The sequence below is a fragment of the Nonomuraea sp. NPDC004580 genome (assembly GCF_040609855.1).
Taxonomy (GTDB): domain Bacteria; phylum Actinomycetota; class Actinomycetes; order Streptosporangiales; family Streptosporangiaceae; genus Nonomuraea; species Nonomuraea salmonea.
In genome coordinates this window covers 63,458-86,047 of the sequence record NZ_JBEXLH010000015.1, presented here as the reverse complement: position 1 = coordinate 86,047, position 22,590 = coordinate 63,458, and the positions used below count along the sequence as shown (strand labels likewise).

The following is a 22,590-nucleotide window of genomic DNA, read 5'->3' as shown; positions in this document are numbered from 1 at the left end:
GGAGGACCCGATGAGTACTGGACGCCATGCGCGTCGACCTCGACCCCGAAGAGCTGGAACGCGAGCCCAGCCGCCTCGTCCGCCCACCCCGGGTGGCCGCCTCACCGGTCGTCCTGGAGTGCCGCTCCCACACGACGCTGCGCATGGGCAACTCCACCCTGGTCTTCGGCCGCGTCTTCCTCGCCGCCGTGCACCGGGAGTACCTCGTGGACGGCCGCCCGAACGCCGAACGCCTCCGCCCCCTGCCAAGGCGCCGCTACATCGCCGCACCCCTGCTCAGCATGACGGCGAATCCGTCGAGATGTCGTGCCAGGATGTAGTCGAACATCCCGTCCAGGTCCGACACCGTCTCCTCGGGGAGGGCGGCCAGGAGCGGGAATCGTCCAGTGCTGAGGAGTTCCTCGGCCCGCTTGCGCTGGAGCAGCCGCCACCCGTCGAGCGTCACGCCGGTCTCCTGCTCGGCTTCGGCCTCCTCTGCCATGGACAGCGCCACGGTGTGGACCAGCGCGGGCAGCGTGAGCGCCTCGCGGATCCGGGTCTCCATGGGCAACTCGAGCTCGTCGAGCGCGCGCAGGGTCCACTCGGTGTGGGCCATCATGTTGGGCACCAGCAAGGGGCGGGTGAACGAGACGGCTCTGGGCAGCCATAGGTGTCGCCGGGACAGCTCCCATTGCAGGCGGGCGATCAGTTCGAGCTTGGCCCGCCACCCTTCCGGCCCCGGGAAGGGCGGTTCGGCTTCGCCGAAGACCTCGTCGGCCATCTGCGTCACCAGGTCGTCCTTGCCCGTCACGTGCCGGTACAGCGACATCGGGCCCACGCCGAGTTCGGCCGCCAGCCGCCGCATGGACACCGCGCCGAGCCCTTCGGCGTCGGCGATCGCGATGGCGGTGCGCAGGACGTGCGTGCGGTTCAGCGAGCCCTTGAGGACGCCGGCCTGCCGCGCCGCGGGCAGCGCAGCCGGAGCGGACGACCGCTCCCTTCGGCTCGCGCGTGCGCTGACCACCGTACCGGCGCCGACCTTCGGCTCGACCAGTCCTTCGTCACGCAGGGCCGCCACAACCTTGGTCGCGGTCGCGACGGCGACACTCCATCGCTGGGCGATCTGCCGGATGGACGGCACGCGATCGCCTGGCCGCAGGTCACCGGCCAGGATCCGGGTACGGAACTCCTCGACGATGCGCCGGTAGGGCGGGTCCGGACGTTGCGTGGCCGATGTCATGAATGCCTTCCGATCCTTCGGCGATTGTCGCGGGCTTGCCTTGAGTGTACTAGTTCACCAATCGGCATACTAGTACACTTTCTCGCCCCGATGAGCGTTACTTTCGCCTTCCGGGCAAGGTGGGACCATACGATGTACACATGACATCAGATACGCCGTACGCAAGCCGGTCGGCACGCCGGCTGTCCCTCTCGTACGCCGAAGTACGGTCGTGGCACCGGCCGCTCATGATCATGGTGGCGGCCATGTCCGCGTTAGTCGTCGTCGCGAGCGTCGGTCTCTTCGCCGACGGTCGCCAGCTCCTGCAGGAGTCGGTCTGGGCCAAGCCGCTGAAATTCGGGGCGTCGTTCGTCATGTACGGCGCGACGCTCGCCTGGCTGATACCGAAACTGCGCCGGGCACGGCGCACGATGTGGTTCGTCGGAACGGTCTTCGCCGTCGCCGGGCTGATCGACGTCGGTTTCATCGCGGTGCAGGCCGCCCGCGGGACCTTCAGCCACTTCAACGCCGGCACCGACACGTTCAACCTGATAGGGCAGCAGATCTTCTCCACAGGTGTGTTCGGGCTGTTCGGGGCTAGCCTGATCGTCGCCGTCATGCTGCTGTTCCAGCGCGTCGGTGAGGCGGCACTCACCGGGGCCCTGCGTGCCGGGCTCGGGCTGGCCGTCCTCGGCATGGCGCTGGCGTCCTTCATCACCGGGTGGACCTCGTCGGCCGGGCCCCGTACGGTCCAGGACGCCTACGGCAGCCCGGTTCCGCTGGTGGGCGGACACGGGGTCGGGGTGCCGGACGGTGGCGGCATGCCGATCACGAATTGGAGCACCACAGGCGGCGACCTGCGCGTCCCCCACTTCATCGGCCTGCACTCCATCCAGGTACTCGTGCTGACGGTGCTGGTTCTCACCGCCCTCGCGGCCCGGATCGATCGGCTACGCCACGAACGCGTACGCGCCCAGCTCACCGGCGTCGCCATCCTGGGCTACGGCGCGCTGTTCACCATCACGGCCTGGCAGGCGCTGCGCGGTCAGTCGCTGATCAACCCCGACGCGGCGACCTGGACCGCGCTCGCGGCGACGGCCATCCTGACCGTGCTGGCGGGGGCCCTGGTCGTCACGGTGACCCATCGCAACGAGCCGGGTCGTCGCGCCGAGACGGTGAGCCCCCGCGAGCTGGTCCTCCGCAGGAAGGCGGCGCACCGCAAAGGGCTCGCACGGGGCGAGACGAGGGCGCCCGCCGGCCCCCTGGATGAGGACTCGCGCCACAGCGTGGCAAGCGCGTCGGCCCGTTTTCCTGATCTCGGTGCCAGATGATCGCCGGGACAGGCCGATGAACGCTCCTAGGCGGGACCCCTGGATGACCTCCGCCCCGCCACGATGATCAGTACCCCGGCGATGGTCCCGACGAAGTACGGTGACGGAACGAGCAGCACCCCGCTCACCAGGCACCACACCGCAAGCCCCCACCCGATCCCGGCCGGCACGGCCACCCCCCGTCCGGCGAGCTGCCAGACCAGGCAGCCCAGGAGGATCAGCGGCACGGCGAAACTGCCAGGACCGGCCCAGAAGGCGACCTGATCGTCCTGGTTCCCCTCCGCGCCGGACAGGAGCGGGACGGCCGCCCACAGCCCCCGGTCCACCCAGCCGGCGACATCCTCCCGACTGATGAGAGTCAGCAGGGACAGGTGCCCGATCCCCAGCACGAGCATGATTCCGGCCGCCCAGCGGAGCAGCCGCCTTTCGGTGTTCATCACGACGTCCTCCCCAGGTGGGCGCGCCAGGCCCGCTCCCATTGCCGGGTCAGGGCGGGGTAGACGACGAGGTGCCGGAACGGAGCGATGGCGGCCATGTAGAGACGCCCGAACCGGCCGTTGGGTTTGACAGGGACGGCCATCCGCAACTCGTGGTCGCCGTTCGCGCCCGGCACCCACCCGAGGTGCATCACGGCGTGCGCGGTGCCTGCTCGGGGGTGAGGTCGCGGCCCCCGGGGCCGATGACCGCGGCGATCTCCAGCTCGAAGTCGAACCAGGCGATGCCGGGGGAGATGGGCACGTCGTCGTACGGGCCGACGATCGTCGCCGGGGAGGCGAAGGAGAATGCGGGGATCTCGTACCAGGTGTCCTTGAGCGTGCGGGGCGCGCCGGAGGCGTGCTGGCAGTTGCGCATGTGCTCCAGGAAGCACAGGCAGTCGCGGACGGACGGGGGGCGCGGGATCGGCGCGCGGAGCATGGCGCCGGCCAGCGGGACCGGTCGCATAGGTCACCCAGCGCATGAGCGAACCTCCTCATTGTCTATGTTGACCAACATAGGCTATATCCCATGGCACATGCTCTGCTGTCCGGCATACCTGGTTAGATGGAGCCCATGGCCACGCGACGTGACGAAAGGACCCGGGAGAGCCGCCGCCTCCTGGTGGCAGCCGCCGCCGAGCTCTTCGCCGAGAAGGGATACCGGCGGACGAGCTTCATCGACATCGCCGACCAGGCCGGCATCAGCCGCGGCTCCATCCCCTGGCACTTCGGCAACAAGCTGGGCCTGCTGGAAGCCGTGCTCGACGACCAGCTCCACGCCGTCCTGACCGGCCTCCCCCCGTCCGACGCGGCGGGCGACGCGCTGAACCAGGTCATGGACTTCATCCGGCTACCGGCCACCCGCCTGTTCATCACCCTGCTCGCCGAAGCCGTGGAGACCGGCTCCCCGATCCGCGAACACCACGCACGCCTGCACGCGGCGCTGCGGCAGGGGGTACAGACCCGGATCCCCGCACACGCGGCACCCCCGGGCACGACTCCGGAGGCGCTCACGGTCCTGCTCGTGGGGACCGTCATCGGCGTGCACGCACAGTGGCGGGTGGCGCCCGAAGCAGTCGACCTCGAGGCCGTCCAGGCCACGATCCGCGCTCTGCTGCCCCCGAGCCTCGGCCTCGCCTGATGCCGGCGAGGCCGAGGCTCGGGCATCAGATCTTCAGGCCGAGGGCATCAGGTCGCGGCGGCGCAGGAACACCAGCCCCGCAGCGTTCAGGGTGATGGCCACCACAGTCAGCCCCAGCAGTGGCGCCACCGGTGACGAGACGCTGCCCAGAAGCATCGCCGGCACGTGCACGAACGGCGAAAGGTCGAGGACGATCCCGGTGGCCAGCCTGAACTCCGCCAGCAGGTCCACAACCAGAAAGAGGCCCAGCACGGTCCAGCTCACGGCAGCCGCCAGCCGTGGCAGCAGGCCGGACAGCAGCACCGCGAACCCGACCACGATCCAGACCGCCGGCAGGTAGGTCAGCGTGGCTCCGGTGACGCGGGCCACGTCGCCGTCGAAGGTGAGCCCCGCCGCCGCGCCCAGCACGGCCAGCAGCAGCACCGGGCTCATGACGGCGAACACCAGGTGGCTCAGCGCCCAGCGCAGCCGGCCGACGGGGGTGGACAACAGCAGCTCGGCCCGGCCCGCCGACTCCTCGGCACGGGCGCGCAGCGCCGACACCAGAGCCGCCCCCGCGACAAGCTGGCTGAGCACGTACATCACGAAGGTGAAGAACACGTCCGAGAGCCGGGCTTCGGCTCCACCGAGGGTCGCGGCCAGCTCCCGGAACTGCGGCGTGTCCAGCTGGGCGTTCAGCCCGCGCGCCGCCACACCCAGCAGGGCGCCCAGCGCTCCGAAACCGATCGCGAAGCCCGCCAGGGTGCCGCGGTGCAGGCGAGCGGACAGGCCGAACGTGCCCGGCAGCGTCCCCTCGGCGGGTCCAGGGCGGGCGGAGATCAGGCCGCCCGCCACGTCCCGCCGCGCGGACAGGGCGAACGCGGCCGCCGCCGAGGCAGCGGCGAACACCGCGATCAATCCCAGCACCCACCACTGGTCCCCGGCATAAGGTCTGGTCAGCCGGACCCAGCCGAACGGCGTCAGCCACGCCAGCCAGCCCACACCACCGAGGTCGGCCAGCGAGCGCAGCGCGAACAGCAGACCGCCGACGGCGATCGCGATGCCGCGCGCCGTACCGGAGGACGCGGTGATCTGCCCGGTGACGGCGGCCACCGCCGCGAACGCCCAGCCCCCCGCGGCGGTTGACAGCCCGAACAGCAGCGAGGAACCCGCGGGCAGCCCGCCCGCGACCAGAGCGGGAACCGACAGCAGACCGTGCAGCAGATTGGCGGCCGACACGACCGCGAGCGCGGCGGCCAGCGGGGCGTGACGGCCGATGACCCCCGAGGCCAGCAGCTCGCGCCGGCCGGTCTCCTCCTCGACGCGAGTGTGCCGGATCACCAGCAGGATGCTGATCAGCCCGCCGATCAGTCCCAGAGAGGAGCCGAGCGTCCATGCGGTCAGGCCGCCGACGCTCGCGTCGTAGATGGGGCCGCGCATGGCCAGCTGCGCGGGGTTGCTCGCCGAGGCCGCCGCGAAGGAGTCGCGGGCGGCCTGGTCGGCGTACAGGTCGGCGGTGGCAGAGGCGATGCTCGCGGGAAGCAGCGCGGTGATCGCGATCCACACGGGCAGCAGCACGCGATCCCTGCGCAGGATGAGCCGGATCAGTGTCCCTGTGCCGGTCAGGGTGCCGGTCATCTCGCGGCTCCCTCGTAGTGGCGCAGGAACAGTTCCTCCAGAGTCGGCGGCTGTGTGGTCAGGGTGCGTACGCCCGCCCGGGCCAGCTCAGCGAGCACCGCGGTGAGCGCGTCGCCGTCCACCTGGCAGCGCAGCCGTGCGCCGTTCACGGTGAGGCCGTGTACGCCGGGCAGGGCGGCCAGGCCAGGCGCCGGCCCGATCAGCTCGGCGGTGACGGAGGTCCGGGTGAGGTGGCGCAGGTCGGCCAGGCTGCCGGACTCGACCGCGCGGCCGGCGCGGATGATGCTGACGCGATCGCACAGCGTCTCCACCTCCGACAAGATGTGGCTGGACAACAGCACGGTACGGCCATCGCGCTTCTCCCGCAGGACACACTCGTTGAAGACCGCCTCCATGAGCGGGTCGAGACCCGATGTCGGCTCGTCGAGGATCAGCAGTTCGGCGTCAGAGGCGAACGCGGCCACCAGCGCCACCTTCTGCCGGTTGCCCTTGGAGTAGGTGCGGCACTTCTTGCGCGGGTCGAGCTCGAAGCGCTCCAGCAGCTCGGCGCGGCGTTTCGGGTCGAGGCCGCCGCGCACCCTGCCCAGCAGGTCGATGACCTCCCCGCCGGTGAGCGAGGGCCACAGGGTGACGTCGCCGGGCACGTAGGCGAGCCGCCGGTGCAACTCGGTGGCATCGCGCCAGGGGTCGCCGCCGAGTAACGCGATCCGGCCGCCGTCGGCGCGCATCTGCCCCAGCAGAATACGGATCGTGGTGGTCTTCCCCGCGCCGTTGGGGCCGAGGAAGCCGTGCACCTCACCCGTCTTGACCGTGAGATCGAGCCCGTCCAGAGCCCTGGCCCGGCCGAAGGTCTTGACCAGGCCGGCGGCGTGCACTGCGGCGTTCATTGCTGTCCCTCGAGCTTCTCCAGGCCCGTCCGCGCCTGGTCGAACAGCTCGCGGCCGAGGAATTCCGGTCTGATCAGGTCGAGCTGGGCCTTGCCGACGCGCAGCGCGCCCCGGGAGCCGTACAGATCCGTGCCGAGCGCGCGGGAGACGTGCTCGTGCAGCACCGTGATGCCCAGCTTCATCGCTGTCAGCACGGTCGCGCGGGCGCGGTGATCGGCCTCGGGGCGCTCGTCGCCGGCGAGATGCTCCTCCGTCACACGGACGAGTTCGTCGAACATCGCGGCGGCTGCCGGGGAGCCGTCCACGAGGGCGCGGCCGAGGTACTTCATCAGGGGCGGCGCGGTCCGGTGCACGTTCTCGATGAATTCCGGCTTGTCCAGACCTCGGTCGGTGACGCCCGCGGTGACCTGGTCGCGCAGGTAACCGAGGACGTACTCGTCGCACGCGTGCCTGAGCGCCTCCTTGCTGCCGAAGTGGTGCTGCACCAGGCCCGGCGAGACCTTGGCGGCCTCGGCGATCCCGCGGATCGTGGTGGCCTTGACTCCCTGCTCGGCGAACAACGTCATCGCCGCGTCGCGGATGCGCGCTCGCGTCGTCAGATCCTCTTCAGTGATTGGTCGCACGCCCAAGAGTCTATACGAATGTATTGTTCGTTATGCAAGCGTTCAACGCCGGTAGGGCGCTTCAGGCGTTGCGGCGGCGCCGGTGGTAGGCGTAGGCCAGGGCGAGCACGAGCGGGCCCCACAGCGCGAGCGGGGTGATGCACACCATGGCCAGCGCCTGCCACCAGCCGTTCTCATACGCCACGCGCCCGGAGACCCCGACCCAGGAGAGCACCATCCACACCGAGACCGCGGTCAGGAGCAGCCCACCGGCCACGGCGGGGACGACCGCCGCCATCGGCGGCACACGCCGACCGCCGATGACCGGGATCCAGCCCGGCACCACCTCGCCCCACCGGCGCACCAGACCGATGCTGAGGAGTGCCGCCAGTTCCGTGAGCACACTGAGCCCGAACACGTACGGGATGGTGAGCCACAATGGCGACACCGGCGCGTCGCTGAGCTGACCCATCTCGAAGTGAAAGGCGAACGGCAGCCTCCACAGGCACGAAGGGAGCAGCAGCCAGGGAAGCGCGTAGGCGGCACGCAGCGCCCAGCGCGGGACGGGGCGTTCGGTGTCACCGGCGGCCGGAGCCTTGTGCAGCAAGTTGATCGTCATCGTTTCTACCTCCAGGAGCGTCGTGGATGACCGGGACCCAGACTGTGCCGTCCGGCGGGGGAAGACATCTGCCGATCGGCTGATTCGCCGCCGCGGACCGCTGCCCTAAGGTGCCGTCATGAGATTCCTCGCCGGCGGTCCGGCCGTGGCCGGCGCGCTCGCGCTCACCCTCGTCCTCCGGCCGCTCCCGAGCCCGCTCGTCGCCGTGCCCGCGCTGCTCACGGTCGCGGCCATGTCGCTCGTCTGGTGGCCGAAGGCGCGCCCCCTCCTTCCGGCGATCACGGCGACCACTGGTGCGGCCGGCGCGATGTGCACGCTCGTCTGGCTGGCCGATCCGGGCATCCCCGGCGGCCCATCGACCTGGGTCCACACGGTCGCCGTGCTCACGCTCATCACGCTGACCGTGCGCTGGTCCGCCGTACGCCAGGCAGCCCCGGCGGTGGGAGTGGCCGCGATCTCCGAAGCGCTGCTGGGGTTACAGATCACCCAGCCGCCGCCCTCGGGTCTCGACGCGGTCGCCCTCACCCTCTTCTGGTCCATCGGCACGGCGGGCGCGGTCGGTCTCGGCGCCTATCTGCGCATCCTCGACCGGCGCCGGGTCGACGCGGTCACGCAGGCCCGCCGCACCCAGCGCCTGCAACTGGCCCGCGACCTGCACGACTTCGTCGCTCACGACGTCAGCGCCATCGTCATCCAGGCACAGGCGGCGCAGATCCTGCTCGACCGCGATCCGGCCGAGGCCGCGGCGGCCCTGCGGGCGATCGAGGAGGACGGCGCGCGAGCGCTCGCCTCCATGGACCGGACCGTACGCATGCTGCGCGAACTGGAGGGCGACAGCGCCTCAGCCGAGCCCCTGCCTGGACTTGACGACCTGCCCGACCTGGTGCGGCGTTTCGCCGACGCGGGCTTCCCCGACACCGAGATGCGTGTCGGACCGTCCGGCCCGGTACCGCGCGAGGTCGGAACCACGATCTACCGCATCGTCGTCGAAGCGCTCACCAACGTCAGGAAGCACGCGCCGGCCGGATCGAGCGTGACCATCCAGGTGAGCGACGAGACGGGAGCGGTCGTCGTGACCGTCGCCGACCGTGCAGACGGCCAAGCGCACGGCCATACGCACGGCCAGGCGCGCGACCAGGCCCTGTTGCGCCTGCCGTCCGCCGAACGCGCCGGCGTCGGCCTGGTGGGGCTGGCCGAGCGGGTGCAGGCGCTGGGCGGCGAGTTCGCCTCCGGCCCCGCCGCCGGCGGCGGCTGGGTGGTGAAGGCGGTGTTCCCATGACCATCCGGGTTCTGATCGCCGACGATCAGCCGGCCGTCCGGCGCGGCTTCCGCACGATCCTCGCGGCCCAGCCGGACCTGGAGGTGGTGGGCGAGGCGCCGGACGGCCTGGCCGCGCTCGCCCTCGCCCGCGAGCTGCGACCGGACGTGGTCGTCGCCGACATCCGCATGCCGCGCATGGACGGGCTCGAACTCACCCGCTGCCTGGCCGGCCCTGAGACGGCGGCGCCGATGCGGGTGATCGTCGTGACCAGCTACGACCTCGACGAGTACGTGCACGCCGCGCTCCGCGCGGGAGCTTGCGGCTTCCTGCTCAAGCACGCGGGGCCGGCGCTCCTCGTGGAGGGCGTCAGAGCGGCAGCCGCCGGCGACGCGCTGATCAGCCCGTCGGTGACCGTACGCCTGCTGCGCCATCTCACCCCGTCGCCCACCCGGACCGGCGTACCGGGCGAGCAACCGCTGAGCGACCGCGAGCTTGAGGTCGTCAAGCTCGTCGCCGGCGGCCGGTCCAACCCCGAGATCGCCGCCGAGCTGTTCATCTCGGCCGGCACCGCCAAGACCCACGTGGCCAACGTCCAGCGCAAGCTCGGGGTACGCAACCGCGTGGGCATCGCCGCCTGGGCCTACGAACATGGCCGCGCGTGAATCCCCCCGCACCTCCAGCACCTCGGCCGCCGGTCCAGTTTGAGGGTTGCCTCAAGTTCGCTACAGTGAGCAGGAGAAAAAGTTGAGGGCAGGCTCAGCTTGACGATGGGGGGAGCGATATGGCGAAGCTGGACGCGAAAGTCGCGGTGGTCACCGGTGCGACGTCGGGGCTGGGGCTGGCGACGGCGCGGTTGTTCGTCGAGGAGGGCGCGCGCGTGTTCATCACCGGAAGGCGCCAGGACCGGCTCGACGCGGCGGTGGCCTCGATGGGCCACGGCGTGACCGGGGTGCTCGGCGACGTCGGCCGGGTCTCCGACGTGGCCCGCCTGGCCGAGGTCGTGACGGCTGAGGCGGGCAAGGTGGACGTGCTCGTCGCCAACGCCGGCGTCTGGACGTGGAACGAGACCATCGACGACGTGACCGAGGAGTCGTTCGACGCGGTCTTCGGGGTGAACGTGCGCGGGACGTTCTTCACCGTGCAGAAGCTGCTGCCGCTGCTGTCCGACGGCGCCTCGGTCGTGCTCATCGGGTCGGGCGCGGCGGACAAGGGCGGACCCGGTACGACGGTCTACGCCGCGAGCAAGGCGGCGCTGCGGTCGTTCGCCCGCACGTGGACCACCGACCTGAAGCAGCGCGGCATCCGGGTCAACGTGCTCAGCCCCGCCGCGATCGACACCCCCGCGTTCGCGGACCTCCCGGCAGGGTTCAAGGAGCGGATCGCCGCGCAGGTGCCCATCGGGCGGCTCGGTGACGCGGCGGAGATCGCCACCGCCGCGCTCTTCCTCGCCTCCGCCGACTCCAGCTTCGTCACCGGCATCGACCTCCCCGTGGACGGCGGCGTCGGCCAGGTGTGATCGCGAGTACAGTGCTCCCCGGACCCCCCGAGGTGAAGGAGCCGCCGATGTACCCCGATCCCACGATGGCCCGCATCGGTGAGGGGGTCGAGCTGCACCACCAGCGTGGTGAGCGTGACGCGGCCCGTGAGCTGTTCGCGCGGATCTGGGAGGACATCGGCGGTGAGCAGGGTGATCCGCTGCACGTCTGCGTGCTCGCTCACTCCATGGCCGACGTGCAGGACGACGTGCACGAGGAGCTGACGTGGGACCTGCGGGCGCTGGCCGCGGCCGATCGTGTCACCGATGAGCGGGTGGCCGAGGCGGGGGTGCCGCTGTCGGTGGCCGGCCTTTATCCGTCGCTGCACCTCAACCTGAGCGAGTGCTACCGCAAGCTGGGCGATCTCGACCGCGCCCGCGAGCACCTGCAGCGGGCGCGGGACGAGATCCACGTGCTCGGCGACGACGACTACGGCCGGCTCATCAAAGACGGCCTGGAGCGGATCGCCGAGCAGCTCGACGACATGCCCTGATCGACGAGCCGGTCAGAGGGGCGCGGGACACCTGACCGGCTCCTGATCAGCCCGGCCACGAAGGTGTAGGAGCCGGGCGGCGCCGTTTCGACGGCGTGACCGTTCTCCATGAGCGGGAATCCGCGGGGGAGAGTTGACGGTCGGCGGCCGCTGCGCGTCTTCGTGCGCTCGGTGGTCTTCTTCACGGTGCTGGTCTCCACCGTGGCGGCCGGCATGACGGCGGGCGCGATCAAGGGGTAGGCGGCTCCTCCAGCTTGCCGGCGATGGCCTCCAGGGCGGACAGGTCCGCGGGGGAGAGGCGGTCGATCACGTGGCGGCGCACCGACTCGAGGTGGGCCGGGGCGGCGTCCTCCAGGGTGTGCAATCCGTGCTCGGTGAGGACGAGGTAGCAGCCCCTGCCGTCGTCGGGGTCGGGCTCGCGCCGCACCAGGCCGCGCTCCTCCATGCGGGTGGCGTGCCGGGACAGGCGGCTGCGCGACCAGCCCATCTTGGCGGCCTGCTCGCGCAGCGTGGCGGTGTGGCCAGGCCGCTCCGACAACGTGCTGAGCACCTCGTAGTCGGGCTCGGACAGGCCGATCTCGGCCAGGTCGTGGGCGGTGCGCGTCTGGATCGCGATCATCATGCGGCGCAGGGCGCGCCAGGCGCGCTCCTCGTCGGCGTCGAGCCAGCGCACCGTTCTCGTTGACATGTAAACAAGATACCAGCTAAGGTCGTTTCCATGTCAACGAAATACCTGCGGATCCTCGTCCTCACGTGCAGCACCCGTCCCGGCGCCCTCGGCCCCGTGGTGAGCGGGTGGCTGACCGGCACGCTCGCGGCGCGGGCCGCGGAGCTGGGCGCCGAGCTCGTACCCGTCGCCTTGAGCGACCTCGACCTGCCGTTCCTCGACGAGGAGGACGAACCAGCCTCCGGCCGCTACCGCAACGAGCACACCAAGCGGTGGAGCGCCATGGTGGACGCCGCAGACGGCTTCATCGCGGTCACCCCCGAGTACAACTACGGCATGCCCGCCGCCTTCAAGAACGCCCTCGACTACCTGGGCCGCGAGTGGGCGTGGAAGCCCATGGGCTTCGTCAGCTACGGCAACACCTCGGCCGGCACCCGGTCGGTCCAGCACGCCAAGCAGGTCGTCACCACGCTGCGGCTGGTGCCGCTGGGCGCCACCGTCGCCCTGCGCATCGGCGACGCGATCTCCGGCGGGACCCTCCGCCCGGATCCCGGACGTGACCAGGCCGCCGCCGGCGTCCTGGACGAGCTCGTCCGCCTCGCCCACGCGCTGCGGCCGATGCGCGAGCGCACGCGTCCCGGCGCACGGCCGGACCTGCTGCCTGGCGCGTACGCCAGGACGCTGACCCCCGACGACGCCCCCGACGTCCTGGTGCTGCAGCGCTGCTGCTGGGTGGAGGAGGCGCTGGCCAACGACACCCTGGACATCCCCGCGCTGGGGGAGTCGCTGGACGGCGTGCGCGCCTGGCTGGCGACCTGGAACGTCACCGGCCTGTGGCGGGACGGCCGGCTGCTCGGCATGGTGCGCACCCGCCGCGTGGACGACGACTGGCACATCGGCCGTCTCGCCGTCGTGCCCGACCTGCGCGGCCAGGGCGTGGGACGCCGCCTCCTGCACGGCGCCGAGTCCGCCGCCGAAGCCGGCTGCCGCCGCATCGTCCTGTCCACCGGGGCCCGCAGCGCCCGCAACCTCCGCATCTACCAGGCCCAGGGCTACCGGCTGGAGTCGTCCGACGGCGACACGGCCACGCTGGTCAAGCCCGTGCCCGCCTACGCGATGGTGAGCTGACTACACCAGCCCCAGCTCACGGGCCCGGACGCCCGCCTGGAAACGGGACTCCGCGCCGAGCGCGTCCATCAGCTCGGCCACCCGCCGCCGGTACGTCCGCACGCCAAGACCCAGCCTGCGGGCCGCGGTCTCGTCCTTGACCCCCTGGCCGAGCAGGTCGAGCACGGCGGGCGCGAGCTGCCGGATCTCGGCCACCTGCGCGTCGTGGACGGCGAGGTCGGTCGCCGACCGCCATGCCGTCTCGAACAGCGACATCACGCCCTGCACGATCTCCGGCTGGGAGATCACGCTGTAGCCGCGCCGACCGGCCCTGAGGTCGCCCGCCAGGATCACCACCCGGCGGTCGAGGATGATCGTCTCGTTCAGCTCCTCTTTGCTGATGCGGATCTCCGCGCCGAGGCTGTCGCGGCGCCGGGCCAGCTCGCGCGCGGACACCGAGTCGAGCAGCAGGCCGGAGCCCGGCCTGCACGCTGAGCCCCATGACGACTCACCTGAACAGCACCCCTGACGCCGCCGCCGCGGGCACCTGGCGGCTCGGCGACCGTACCGTCAACCGGATCGGGTACGGCACGATGCGCGTGGCGGGCACGCCGGCCGCCCCCAAGCCCAAGGACCGAGCCGAGTCCATTGCCGTGCTGCGCCATGCCGTCGAGCTGGGCGTGAACCACATCGACACCGCCGCCTTCTACTTCCTGCCCACCCGCTCGGTCAACGAGCTGATCAGCACGGCGCTCCAGCCGTACGCCGAGGACCTGGTCATCGCCACGAAGGTCGGGCCGGGCCGGTCGCGGGACGGCGGCTTCGAGGAGTACGCCAGGCCCGAGGAGCTGCGCGCCCAGGTCGAGGAGAACCTGCGCCAGCTCGGACGCGACCACCTCGACCTGGTCAATCTGCGCTGAGGCGCCGGGCTCGAACGCGTGCCCGGTTCCCTGGCCGAGCACTTCGGCGCCCTGGCCGCGCTGCGCGAGGCCGGACTGATCCGCGCTCTCGGCGTCTCCAACGTCACCGAGGAGCAGCTCGTCGAGGCGATGGAGATCGCGCCGGTGGTGTCCGTGCAGAACCGGTACGGCCTGACCGAGCGCGAGGACGACGCGCTTGTGGAGACGTGCGGGCGGCACGGCATCGCGTTCGTGCCGTTCTTCTCCGTCGCCGCCGCCATCCCCGGCGCCCTTCCGCACGGCGACCACCACGAGACGGGCCGGGCGGAGGCCGCCAAGGTCGCGCAGGCCCACGGCGCCACCCCCGCGCAGGTCCGCCTCGCCTGGACCCTGCACCGCTGCGGCCACGTCCTCGCCATCCCCGGCACCGGCGACCTCGCGCACCTGGAGGAGAACGTCGCCGCCGGCGCCATCCGCCTGACCGCCGACGAGCTGGCCCTGCTCGACGGCATCGCCGAACTGTCGTAGCCCGCTGACATGGCCCTCGGCGGCCCCGCCACCTACTCCGCCTCCCACGGCGGCGAGACGCGGGCCCTGCGCGTCCACAGCGGCAACGGCCCGCACGAGGAGCTGGACCGCCGCGCGATCGCCTGCTTCGGCCAGGCGCTCGACGACGTCGGCCTGGGGCGGACGAGCGGCTGCGGCAGGCGCTCCACGACTACGTCGCCTGGGCCACCACCACGGCGATGAACCGCTACCGTTCGGAGAATCTCAATGATCCTCTGCCTGCTTCGTCGGCGTCTGCCTCGATTGCTCGAGGTCTTACGTCGCCTCCATAGGCGTTTCGCGTCTCCGGGGAACTGCCCTCAACGCATACCGCCGACATACCGCGGGCTCGTAGCGTTCCTTTCATCCAACCAAGGAACGAAAGGGAATTCATGCGGCTGTCAATCGGAATCAGCGCCCTGGCCATCTCTGCCGGACTGCTGGCGGGGGTCCAGCCCGCTCATGCCGCCACCGCCCTGGCATGTCACGTCAATCCCGGCATTCCGTACAAGGATGGTGCCCACGTTCGAGGGACTGTCACGTGGGTCGGCGACTGCGGGCAGATGACGCTCAGGGTGCAGCGCAAGGACTGGTTCGGCTGGAACACCATCAACTCCGACACCTGGACCAAGGATTCCGACAAGAAGGTCGGCCTTCCGGCGAAGTGCGGCAGCGGCACCCACGACTGGCGGGTCTACGTCTACGCGGAGAAGGGCGGCGGCTTCACCAACGTCAGCAGGAAGATCACCTGTTGATCGCCTGACCGGGCGGCGTGACCGGGAGGGGTGCTCGCTCGCGCGCATCCGGATCAGGTCTGCCCAGTTCAGGTCCTGGTCGAGCACGGGGGTGTCGGCTGGGGTGACCAGGTGCAGGCGTGCGCGGGTGCCCATGGCCGTTCTCCTTCAGCTGGGGCCGACCGCGCCGACCTGCGCTTCACCACCGTGCTCGGCGCGCTGAGCGACCCGGTGCGGCTCGCGATCGTCGCCCGGCTCGCCGACGTCAGGCCCGAAGGGGAACCGGCATGCGCGACCTTCGCCTTGCCGTCGTCAGCAAGTCCACCCAGAGCGGCCACTTCAAGGTCCTGCGCGAGGCCGGCGTGATCCGTCAACGTGACGAGGGCACCAGGCGTCTGAACAGCCTCCGCCGCGACGACCTCGACGCCCGCTTCCCCGGCCTCCTCGACCTCGCCATCCCCCAGGGCCGCGAAGTCCTCGCGAGCTGGTAGCCGTTATTCGCTTGCGCAGAAGAGATCGAAGCTCCTAGGAAGGAGGTTCACTGGCCAGGGCGCGAAAGCCGACGAGACAGGGAAAAGAGCCATAAGTCTGCATTACGTCCTCGCCGGCTATCGGGTCGCCACTCGCTGTGATCGGCGAGACTGGCAGGAGATCGGACTGCTCGGCCCTCACCTGTGGTCGATGAGCGAATGCGTCGTGGACCTGGTGCGTGTATACCCCAGCGGCTGGGACAGCTGGTTCGCCGGCCCGCAGGAAGCCGAAGCCGCCATGACCCAGGCCGGCCCCCCGGGTTTGCACGTGCTCGGGGTCGGCTTCGCCACTGCCGACGTCCCCGCACTACAGGCCGACATGGCGAAGGGCGACTGGGGTCCATCAGGCGGCACCGTCCCGGGCCGGCTGAGCCGGCACGAACCGTTCCCCGGCCCCGCAGACCGGCCCCTGGGCTTCGAACTGGTCGGCTACGACTACGGCGGCTGGCACACCTGGACCTGCATCGGCGGCCTCGTCACAGACGTGGCCCAAGCCACCGGCATCCGGCCGAACCACGACGGCCTGATCGAGGACGAGCAGGACGCCCGCCGCGCCGCCCAATGGCTCACCGACTCCGGCCTCGGCGACCCCAAGGTCTTCCTCTGGACACCCGCCCTGCTCACGGCACGGCCTGATGCCCCTTCCAGCGGAGCCGCTCGGTCAACGTCCTGACGGCTGGTCGCGCATCTCGGTCGCGTCCCGGGAGGGTTACGACGAAGTGTGGCTTCCACCGCAGTCCGACTCCTGGGTGCCGATCTCGGCCTGGCAGTCCGAGCAGATGAGGTTGGGGCCGTCCAGTCCATCAGGGCCGCAACATCCGTTCCACCGCCGGGACTCGGGTTCAGCGCCGGCGGCGTACGGACATGGCATGGGCGAGTCCGACGGGAACGAGACGCCGCTCAGGGTGTCGTTCGGCTACGACCTGGAGGTCCCCTGACGCCGTCCTGCTCGGTCGGCTCTCGGTCGTGGCCGGCGATTCTTATGTTCCGCTCACATCTACAAGCCTAAAGTACTAGGAATATAGATAAATGGAGAAAGTCGGGGCAGCTGATCGGAGGACATGGCGTGACTTTCGTCATGCAGGCCCAGGGTCTGGGCAGGAGATACGGCAGGCGCTGGGCGCTGCGCGAGTGCACGCTCGACATCCCCGCCGGCCACGTCGCCGGCCTGGTCGGCCCCAACGGGGCCGGTAAGTCCACGCTGCTGAAGCTGGCCTGTGGCCAGCTCGAACCGACGGCGGGCGGCATCACGGTGCTCGGCGGGCGGCCCGCGAGCACGCCCGCGCAACTGGCCAGGGTCGGATTCGTGGCTCAGGACACTCCCGTGTACGCCGGGCTGACCGTCGCCGATCATCTGCGGCTGGGCGCGCGGCTCAACCCGCGCTGGGACGCGGCCATGGCGCGTGACCGCATCGCCCGGCTCGGGCTCGACCCCGGTCACCGGGCGGGCAGGCTGTCGGGTGGTCAGCGTGCCCAGCTCGCCCTCACCCTGGGCCTGGCCAAGCGGCCCGAGCTGCTGATCCTGGACGAACCGGTCGCCTCGCTCGACCCGCTGGCCCGCCGGGAGTTCCTGCAGCACCTGATGGAGGCCGTCGCCGAGCACGAGGTCAGCGTCGTGCTCTCCTCGCACCTGGTCTCCGACCTGGAACGCACCTGCGACTACCTGATCGTGCTGGTGGACTCGCGCGTGCAGGTCGCCGGGGAGGTCGATACGCTGCTGGCCACCCATCACCGGCTCACCGGCCCGCGCCGCGACCCCGGCCGGTTGCCAACAGGACAGCACGTCATCTCGGCGCGCCACACCGAGCGGCAGAGCACGTACGTGATCCGCACCGAGGCCCCCATCGACGACTCCGCATGGACGGTCAGCCGGCTCAGCCTGGAAGACCTCGTCCTGGCGTACATGGACAAAGGCACTGCCGAGCACCCGCACGTCACCCTGGAGGTGCAGCGATGATCTGGCTGACCTGGCGGCAGTTGCGCGGCCCGGCCGCGATGATGGCCGCCCTGCTCGCCGTCCTCGCCGCCGCACTGGCCGTGACCGGCCCCGGCCTGGCCTCCGAGTACGCCGCCGGCATCGCCGCCTGCACCCAGGACGACACCTGCGGCCGCTTCTACGACCGCTTCTTCGACACCTACGACATGCCCTTCATGGCCGTCAGCCTCATCACGCTGCTCCTGCCCGCCGTCGCCGGGCTGTTCTGGGGAGCCCCGATGATCAGCCGCGAGCTGGAGACCGGCACGCACCTGCTGGTGTGGAACCAGAGCATCACCCGCACCCGCTGGCTGGCCGTCAAGCTCGGCCTCACCGGGCTGGTGGCGATGGCCGCCGCCGGCCTGTGCGGGCTCGCGGTGACCTGGTGGTCCGGCCCTCTGGACAAGTCGGCCACGGACGAGCTGGCGCTGATGGCGCCGCTGGTGTTCGGGGCGCGGGGCATCGCCCCCATGGGGTACGCGGCGTTCGCCTTCGTTCTGGGCGTGACCGTGGGCATGCTGGTGCGCCGCACCCTGCCCGCCATGGCCCTCACCCTGGCGATCTTCGCCGCGCTGCAGATCGCCATGCCACTGCTGGTACGTCCCCACCTGATGCCCCCGGTCACCGGCACGTTCGAGCTCAGCCAGGCCAACGTGGACGGAGTCGGGATGAATAGAGATAAAGGCGGACAAATTGAGATAAGCCTGAACGCGGCCGTGCCAGGCCACGCGGGCGCCTGGGTCATGTCCAGCGAACTCGTCGATCCGTCCGGAAAGACGATCACCGGCGCCGGGTCCGGCATGGGGGCCGTCAAGGTCTCGACGACGTCCGGACCCTGCGCGCCCTCCGGAGCACCGGTCCTGGACAGCTGTATGGCCGAGGTCAACCGGCTCGGCTACCGGCAGCAGGCGGCCTACCATCCCCTGGAGCGCTTCTGGCCGTTCCAGTGGATCGAGACCGGCATCTACGCGCTGCTCACCCTCGTCCTGACCTGGACATCCTTCTGGTGGATCCGCAGGCGTCCGTCATGACCGGGAGGATGGTGACGGCCGTGGCGGCCGTCCTGCTGGCGGCGGGCTGCTCGGCGCCGGCGCCGCCGCGCACCCAGGCGGGCAAGGCCTCTCTTACGGTCTGCTCCGCCCCGAAGGGGCCGCCCGCCGCGGAGACCCCCACCACGATCGACGTCGTCGAGCAGGCCTACTTCTGCATACTCGGCACCTACTACAGCGGCGCCACCCTGGACGCCCGCACGCTGCTCACCACCGGCTTCGCCGCCCTGACCCAGGAGCTGAACCGCAACGGGAAGGACGTACCGGAAGCCGTCATGCCGCCGCTGACCGGCGACCGCGCCACCGACTGGACCGCCTTCGAGACCACCTACCGCAAGGTCACCGACCAGGTGCCGGACCTGCGGGAGAAGCTGGCCGTCGTCACCCTGGAGGCCGTCGTGGCCGCACTCGGCGACAACCACGCCCGCTGGGCGCACGGCGACGCACGGCCGCCCCGCTACTACGACGGCGACGGCTACGGCCTGGGTCTCGAAGCGAACGCCCGCGACCCGGACGTCGCCCTCCCGCCGCTGTTCGTCACCGCCGTGCAGGGCGGCGCGGCGCGGGCCGCCGGGCTCCGGCCCGGCGACGTCATCGAGGAGATCAACGGCTCGGCGCCCTTCATCGGCGGGAAGGCCAGTCCGGCGATGGCGGAGCTGTATCCCCGGTACCCGGAGGCACAGCCCGTCCTGCTGCGGCTGCTGCGCAAGAACCGTCGTTGGAGCGTGACGCTCAAGCCTGGCCTGTTCCAGCGGGACCTGGTCACGCTGCAGGTGGTGCGGTCGAAGCTGCTGGACGACATCGCCTATGTCCGGATGCGCGGCTTCGCGCCCGATTCCGCGGACCGGGTCCTGCGGGCGATCGCCCGGTTGCGCAAGGGCCGGACGCTGTCAGGCGTCGTGTTGGACCTGCGCGGCAACGGCGGCGGCAGCCCGCTGGAGGCGACCAGGCTGGTGAGCGCGTTCGTCCATGGCAAGGCCACTGCCTACCAGTGCACGGTGGCCGGTAGGTGCGAGACCTCCCGGACCGACGACACCGTCGAACTGGTCGGCCTCCCGCTGGCCGTGCTCACCGACCGCGGCTGCGCCTCGGCGTGCGAGCACTTCAGCTCCGTGATCAAGGACCTGCGGGCCGGCCTGCTGGTCGGCACCAGGACGGCCGGCGTCATCTCGGGGCCCGCGCAGCCGTACCTGCTGAGCAACAACACTTTGCTGAGCTTCCCCACCAGGCACCACCTGGGGCCGAACCGCGAGGTGATCGACCGCATCGGCGTGCCCCCCGACTACCACGTCCCCCTGGCCCCGCAGGACGCCGCCGCGGGCCGAGACCCCGCCCTCGGCAAGGCCCTGACCCTGCTGCGCAAGTGAACGGACCTTCCCATGAGACCTCTCCTGGCCGTCGCCGCGGGACTGGCCGTCCTCACCGCCTGCTCCCCACCCACCCCGCCCCGCTCCGCGGCACCGTCGCCCACCCCGGCGAACCCGGCCACCCTGCCCGCCCCGACGGGCCCCCACCCGGTCGGCACCACCGCACTCCACCTCAAGGACACCTCCCGCCCCGACCCTTGGAACCTCGACGCGAACGCCAGGGAACTCAAGGTCACGGTGTGGTACCCGGCCGCGCGAAAGGACGGCCCGCCGGCGCCGTACATGACGCAGAAGGAGGCGGAGCTCCTGCTGGCGGGCAAGCGGATCGCGGGCGTGCCGCCCGGCATCCTGAGCAGCACACGAACGCACGCCGTCAAGAACGCCCGGCCCACCGGGCGGAGGTTCCCGCTGGTGGTGCTCTCACCCGGCTTCACCAACCCGATCAGCACGCTCACCTCCCTCGCCGAGGACCTGGCCAGCAGGGGGTACGTGGTGGCCGGCATCGACCACCCCTACGAGAGCCACGCCACGACCCTGGCCGACGGGCGCATCGCCGAATGCCTCGCCTGCGACAGCGACAACGACCCGGGCTTCGGCACGGGGGCGGTCGCCGTCAGGGCGGCCGACGTCTCCTTCCTCCTCGACCACCTGCCCGCGCAGTGGGCGAGGATCGACCGCTCCAAGATCGCCATGGTGGGCCAGTCACTGGGCGGGGCGAGCGCCCTGGCGACCATGGTCAAGGACGCCCGGGTACGGGCCGGCATCGACATGGACGGCACCACCTACGCCCGCATCCCTCGAAGCGGGCTCTCCCGCCCGTTCATGTTCCTGGGCTCGGCCCGACACGTCCCCGGAGGCCCGGACACCTCATGGGAGCGCGACTGGAAACTGCTGACCGGCTGGAAACGCTGGATCGTCCTGACCGGCGCCGACCACCAGTCCTTCACCGACTCCCCGCTGCTGGCGAGCGCCCTCGGTCTCAAGCCGGCGTACGGCGCGCTGCCCGGGGCCCGCGCCGCCGAGCTGACCCGCACGTACGTGGCGGCCTTCCTCGACCAGCACCTGAAGTCCCAGCGCCAGCCTCTCCTGAACGAACCCCGCGACCCCGAGGCCAAGCTCTGCCCTATGTCCTGCGGCCGGCCCTGAGGCCGGTGACAGCAGGTGGCGGACGTCAGACCGTCGCGAGGCGGCGGCTGATCGCCACGACCGCGGCGGTGAGATCGGGCAGGGACCGGTTCTCGTCCCGGCGCCAGTGGCGGACCTGCTCGGCGGTCAGGGCCGCGAGCAGCGTGTCGGCACGGATTTGAGGATCCGGGACGCCTGCGGCGGTGAGCAGGATCGCACAGTGGTGCTGCCACAACCGGTGCGAGCCCGTACGGAGCCGCGCCCCGGCGCTCGCGGTCTGGGACAGCGTCACGAGGTCGAGGTGGGCGTCGACGTAGGCGAGGTAGGCGGCGGCGAAGGCGGCGAGCCGGTCGGCGGGTGGCGCACCCGGGCCCAGCGGGGGCGGCCCGCTCAGGATCGCGGTCTGCAGTTCGGACTCGCGTTCGTCGAGGAGCGCCGCCGCGAGGCCGGACTTGTCGCCGAAGCGCCGGTAGAGCGTGCCCTTGCCGACGCCGGCGGCCGCGGCGACGTCGTCCATGCTCACGGCGGCCACCCCAAGGGTGTCGAACAGCCGCTCCGCTGCGGCGAGCACCTTCATCCGGTTGCGAGCCGCGTCCGCCCGCTCCTGCGGCACCCCGCCGGACAACAGGGGCAGATCCCTCCGATGCGATGCGACGGCGTCGTTCATGGGTCCGACTGTAGTCCAGTTCAACGCCCGTTGGTTGACTTAAACGGACTCAAGTCCGTATATTTTCGGCCAACAAGCGGACTGCAGTCCGCATCTACTTCTGGAGGTAGTCCCATGAGCAAGCTGCTGCACATCTCCGCCTCGCCACGTGACGAGGCGTCGGAGTCGCTGCGGATCGCCCGGGTGTTCACGGAGGCGTACCAGGAATCCCACGCCGGCGACGAGGTCGAGCACTGGGATCTGTGGGACGGCTCGCTGCCGGGCTTCGCCGTCGGTGCCAAGGCGAAGATGACGGTGTTCGGCGGGAACGAGCCGCAGGGCGCCGAGGCCGAGGCTTGGGCGAAGGCACGGCGGACGTTCGAACGGTTCGACTCCGCGGACCGGCTGCTGTTCAGCGTGCCGATGTGGAACGCGTCGGTGCCGTACGTGCTCAAGCAGTTCATCGACGTGGTCAGCCAGCCGGGCTGGATCTTCACGGTCGACCCCGTGACCGGCTACGGCCACCAGCTCGCGGGACGCGGCAAGAGGGTCGCCGTGATCTACACGAGCGCGGTCTGGGGGCCGGGGCTCGGCCCGGAGTTCGGCGCCGACCATCAGTCGACGTTCTTCGGCGACTGGCTGCGCTGGACCGGCCTGACCGACCTCCAGGAGGTACGGTTCCACCCCACCCTCACCGGCGACTGGGACGACGCGCGCTGCGCCGCCGATGCGCGAGCCAGGGACATCGCCAAGGTCTTCTGACGACTCTTTCCGGGGAGAAGGGG

At 71.0% G+C, this 22,590-nt stretch carries 29 protein-coding genes and 1 pseudogene; 19 read left to right on the top strand and 11 right to left on the bottom strand.

Annotated features, from left to right (window positions below; all coding sequences use genetic code 11):
- Window positions 1-26 precede the first annotated feature (26 nt).
- Window positions 27-320, top strand: a complete 294-nt coding sequence (locus ABZW11_RS18335) for a hypothetical protein (RefSeq protein WP_355418427.1) — start codon at window positions 27-29, stop codon at window positions 318-320.
- Here ABZW11_RS18335 and ABZW11_RS18330 read toward each other — a convergent pair.
- Window positions 257-1,219 carry a GntR family transcriptional regulator gene (locus ABZW11_RS18330; protein WP_355418425.1) on the bottom strand — a complete coding sequence of 321 codons (963 nt, stop codon included), beginning with the start codon at window positions 1,217-1,219 and terminating at the stop codon, window positions 257-259. The two genes, ABZW11_RS18335 and ABZW11_RS18330, sit on opposite strands and share 64 nt — an antisense overlap.
- 140 nt (window positions 1,220-1,359) lie before the next feature.
- On the opposite strand from ABZW11_RS18330, the gene ABZW11_RS18325 reads away from it, so the two are divergent.
- Window positions 1,360-2,529 carry a hypothetical protein gene (locus tag ABZW11_RS18325; protein ID WP_355418423.1) on the top strand — a complete coding sequence of 390 codons (1,170 nt, stop codon included), beginning with the start codon at window positions 1,360-1,362 and terminating at the stop codon, window positions 2,527-2,529.
- A gap of 26 nt (window positions 2,530-2,555) precedes the next feature.
- On the opposite strand, the gene ABZW11_RS18320 is transcribed toward ABZW11_RS18325, so the two are convergent.
- The 3 genes from ABZW11_RS18320 to ABZW11_RS18310 are packed head-to-tail and all read right to left on the bottom strand — an operon-like array spanning window position 2,556 to window position 3,471.
- A complete protein-coding gene (locus ABZW11_RS18320) occupies window positions 2,556-2,966 on the bottom strand; it encodes a DUF6463 family protein (protein WP_355418568.1) in 411 nt (136 codons plus the stop codon).
- Entirely contained in the window at window positions 2,966-3,157 is a 192-nt protein-coding gene (locus tag ABZW11_RS18315; RefSeq protein ID WP_355418566.1) for a DUF2867 domain-containing protein, read from the bottom strand. Before ABZW11_RS18315 ends, ABZW11_RS18320 begins: the two co-directional genes overlap by 1 nt.
- Window positions 3,157-3,471: a fumarylacetoacetate hydrolase family protein gene (locus tag ABZW11_RS18310; protein WP_355418421.1), complete on the bottom strand. Its 315-nt coding sequence runs from the start codon at window positions 3,469-3,471 to the stop codon at window positions 3,157-3,159. The genes ABZW11_RS18315 and ABZW11_RS18310 overlap by 1 nt, the downstream gene beginning before the upstream one ends.
- 108 nt (window positions 3,472-3,579) lie before the next feature.
- Between ABZW11_RS18310 and ABZW11_RS18305 the strand changes: the two genes are divergently transcribed.
- Entirely contained in the window at window positions 3,580-4,146 is a 567-nt protein-coding gene (locus ABZW11_RS18305) for a helix-turn-helix domain-containing protein (RefSeq protein ID WP_355418419.1), read from the top strand.
- A gap of 33 nt (window positions 4,147-4,179) precedes the next feature.
- Here ABZW11_RS18305 and ABZW11_RS18300 read toward each other — a convergent pair whose 3' ends face one another.
- The 4 genes from ABZW11_RS18300 to ABZW11_RS18285 form a co-directional block, all read right to left on the bottom strand.
- The gene (locus tag ABZW11_RS18300; protein WP_355418417.1) at window positions 4,180-5,763 is read right to left on the bottom strand and encodes an ABC transporter permease; all 1,584 of its coding nucleotides are present in this window, start codon (window positions 5,761-5,763) and stop codon (window positions 4,180-4,182) included.
- Window positions 5,760-6,650, bottom strand: a complete 891-nt coding sequence (locus ABZW11_RS18295) for an ABC transporter ATP-binding protein (RefSeq protein WP_355418415.1) — start codon at window positions 6,648-6,650, stop codon at window positions 5,760-5,762. The genes ABZW11_RS18300 and ABZW11_RS18295 overlap by 4 nt, the downstream gene beginning before the upstream one ends.
- Window positions 6,647-7,273 carry a TetR/AcrR family transcriptional regulator gene (locus tag ABZW11_RS18290; RefSeq protein WP_355418413.1) on the bottom strand — a complete coding sequence of 209 codons (627 nt, stop codon included), beginning with the start codon at window positions 7,271-7,273 and terminating at the stop codon, window positions 6,647-6,649. The genes ABZW11_RS18295 and ABZW11_RS18290 overlap by 4 nt, the downstream gene beginning before the upstream one ends.
- 61 nt (window positions 7,274-7,334) lie before the next feature.
- Window positions 7,335-7,871 (bottom strand): hypothetical protein, encoded by a 537-nt coding sequence (locus tag ABZW11_RS18285; RefSeq protein ID WP_355418411.1) that lies wholly within the window; start codon window positions 7,869-7,871, stop codon window positions 7,335-7,337.
- A 118-nt stretch (window positions 7,872-7,989) separates the two neighbouring features.
- On the opposite strand from ABZW11_RS18285, the gene ABZW11_RS18280 reads away from it, so the two are divergent.
- The 5 genes from ABZW11_RS18280 to ABZW11_RS18260 all read left to right on the top strand — a co-directional run bounded on the left by ABZW11_RS18280 (window position 7,990) and on the right by ABZW11_RS18260 (window position 11,400).
- On the top strand, window positions 7,990-9,150 hold the full coding sequence (locus ABZW11_RS18280; RefSeq protein ID WP_355418409.1) for a histidine kinase: 1,161 nt from the start codon (window positions 7,990-7,992) through the stop codon (window positions 9,148-9,150).
- Window positions 9,147-9,794 carry a response regulator transcription factor gene (locus tag ABZW11_RS18275; RefSeq protein ID WP_355418407.1) on the top strand — a complete coding sequence of 216 codons (648 nt, stop codon included), beginning with the start codon at window positions 9,147-9,149 and terminating at the stop codon, window positions 9,792-9,794. Before ABZW11_RS18280 ends, ABZW11_RS18275 begins: the two co-directional genes overlap by 4 nt.
- Before the next feature lie 119 nt (window positions 9,795-9,913).
- Window positions 9,914-10,648, top strand: a complete 735-nt coding sequence (locus ABZW11_RS18270; protein WP_355418405.1) for an SDR family oxidoreductase — start codon at window positions 9,914-9,916, stop codon at window positions 10,646-10,648.
- A gap of 47 nt (window positions 10,649-10,695) precedes the next feature.
- Complete coding sequence (locus ABZW11_RS18265; protein ID WP_355418403.1) at window positions 10,696-11,160, top strand: tetratricopeptide repeat protein; 465 nt, start codon at window positions 10,696-10,698, stop codon at window positions 11,158-11,160.
- 108 nt (window positions 11,161-11,268) lie between these two features.
- Complete coding sequence (locus ABZW11_RS18260) at window positions 11,269-11,400, top strand: hypothetical protein (RefSeq protein WP_355418401.1); 132 nt, start codon at window positions 11,269-11,271, stop codon at window positions 11,398-11,400.
- Here ABZW11_RS18260 and ABZW11_RS18255 read toward each other — a convergent pair.
- Window positions 11,390-11,848, bottom strand: a complete 459-nt coding sequence (locus tag ABZW11_RS18255; RefSeq protein WP_355418399.1) for a MarR family transcriptional regulator — start codon at window positions 11,846-11,848, stop codon at window positions 11,390-11,392. The genes ABZW11_RS18260 and ABZW11_RS18255 overlap by 11 nt on opposite strands.
- 30 nt (window positions 11,849-11,878) lie before the next feature.
- Between ABZW11_RS18255 and ABZW11_RS18250 the strand changes: the two genes are divergently transcribed.
- A complete protein-coding gene (locus ABZW11_RS18250; RefSeq protein WP_355418397.1) occupies window positions 11,879-12,955 on the top strand; it encodes a bifunctional NAD(P)H-dependent oxidoreductase/GNAT family N-acetyltransferase in 1,077 nt (358 codons plus the stop codon).
- Here ABZW11_RS18250 and ABZW11_RS18245 read toward each other — a convergent pair whose 3' ends face one another.
- Window positions 12,956-13,390 (bottom strand): hypothetical protein, encoded by a 435-nt coding sequence (locus tag ABZW11_RS18245; protein ID WP_355418395.1) that lies wholly within the window; start codon window positions 13,388-13,390, stop codon window positions 12,956-12,958.
- Between the two features lie 44 nt (window positions 13,391-13,434).
- Between ABZW11_RS18245 and ABZW11_RS18240 the strand changes: the two are divergent.
- The 9 genes and pseudogenes from ABZW11_RS18240 (at window position 13,435) to ABZW11_RS18200 (ending at window position 21,180) form a co-directional block, all read left to right on the top strand.
- Window positions 13,435-14,361, top strand: a pseudogene (locus tag ABZW11_RS18240) (oxidoreductase).
- A 9-nt stretch (window positions 14,362-14,370) separates the two neighbouring features.
- Window positions 14,371-14,583, top strand: a complete 213-nt coding sequence (locus tag ABZW11_RS18235; protein WP_355418393.1) for a hypothetical protein — start codon at window positions 14,371-14,373, stop codon at window positions 14,581-14,583.
- A 359-nt stretch (window positions 14,584-14,942) separates the two neighbouring features.
- Window positions 14,943-15,134: a hypothetical protein gene (locus ABZW11_RS18230; RefSeq protein ID WP_355418391.1), complete on the top strand. Its 192-nt coding sequence runs from the start codon at window positions 14,943-14,945 to the stop codon at window positions 15,132-15,134.
- 266 nt (window positions 15,135-15,400) lie between these two features.
- A complete protein-coding gene (locus ABZW11_RS18225; RefSeq protein WP_355418389.1) occupies window positions 15,401-15,604 on the top strand; it encodes a helix-turn-helix domain-containing protein in 204 nt (67 codons plus the stop codon).
- A 190-nt stretch (window positions 15,605-15,794) separates the two neighbouring features.
- Window positions 15,795-16,316, top strand: a complete 522-nt coding sequence (locus ABZW11_RS18220; RefSeq protein ID WP_355418387.1) for a hypothetical protein — start codon at window positions 15,795-15,797, stop codon at window positions 16,314-16,316.
- 393 nt (window positions 16,317-16,709) lie between these two features.
- Complete coding sequence (locus ABZW11_RS18215) at window positions 16,710-17,600, top strand: ABC transporter ATP-binding protein (RefSeq protein ID WP_355418385.1); 891 nt, start codon at window positions 16,710-16,712, stop codon at window positions 17,598-17,600.
- Window positions 17,597-18,649, top strand: a complete 1,053-nt coding sequence (locus ABZW11_RS18210) for an ABC transporter permease (protein WP_355418383.1) — start codon at window positions 17,597-17,599, stop codon at window positions 18,647-18,649. Before ABZW11_RS18215 ends, ABZW11_RS18210 begins: the two co-directional genes overlap by 4 nt.
- Window positions 18,646-20,034, top strand: a complete 1,389-nt coding sequence (locus tag ABZW11_RS18205; protein ID WP_355418381.1) for a S41 family peptidase — start codon at window positions 18,646-18,648, stop codon at window positions 20,032-20,034. Before ABZW11_RS18210 ends, ABZW11_RS18205 begins: the two co-directional genes overlap by 4 nt.
- Before the next feature lie 12 nt (window positions 20,035-20,046).
- Complete coding sequence (locus tag ABZW11_RS18200; protein ID WP_355418379.1) at window positions 20,047-21,180, top strand: alpha/beta hydrolase; 1,134 nt, start codon at window positions 20,047-20,049, stop codon at window positions 21,178-21,180.
- Window positions 21,181-21,205: 25 nt separating this feature from the next.
- On the opposite strand, the gene ABZW11_RS18195 is transcribed toward ABZW11_RS18200, so the two are convergent.
- Window positions 21,206-21,826, bottom strand: coding sequence for a helix-turn-helix domain-containing protein (locus ABZW11_RS18195; protein ID WP_355418377.1), 621 nt, complete (start codon window positions 21,824-21,826; stop codon window positions 21,206-21,208).
- Window positions 21,827-21,940: 114 nt separating this feature from the next.
- Here ABZW11_RS18195 and ABZW11_RS18190 point away from each other — a divergent pair, with 114 nt between their 5' ends.
- Window positions 21,941-22,567: an NAD(P)H-dependent oxidoreductase gene (locus ABZW11_RS18190; RefSeq protein WP_355418375.1), complete on the top strand. Its 627-nt coding sequence runs from the start codon at window positions 21,941-21,943 to the stop codon at window positions 22,565-22,567.
- Window positions 22,568-22,590 lie beyond the last annotated feature (23 nt).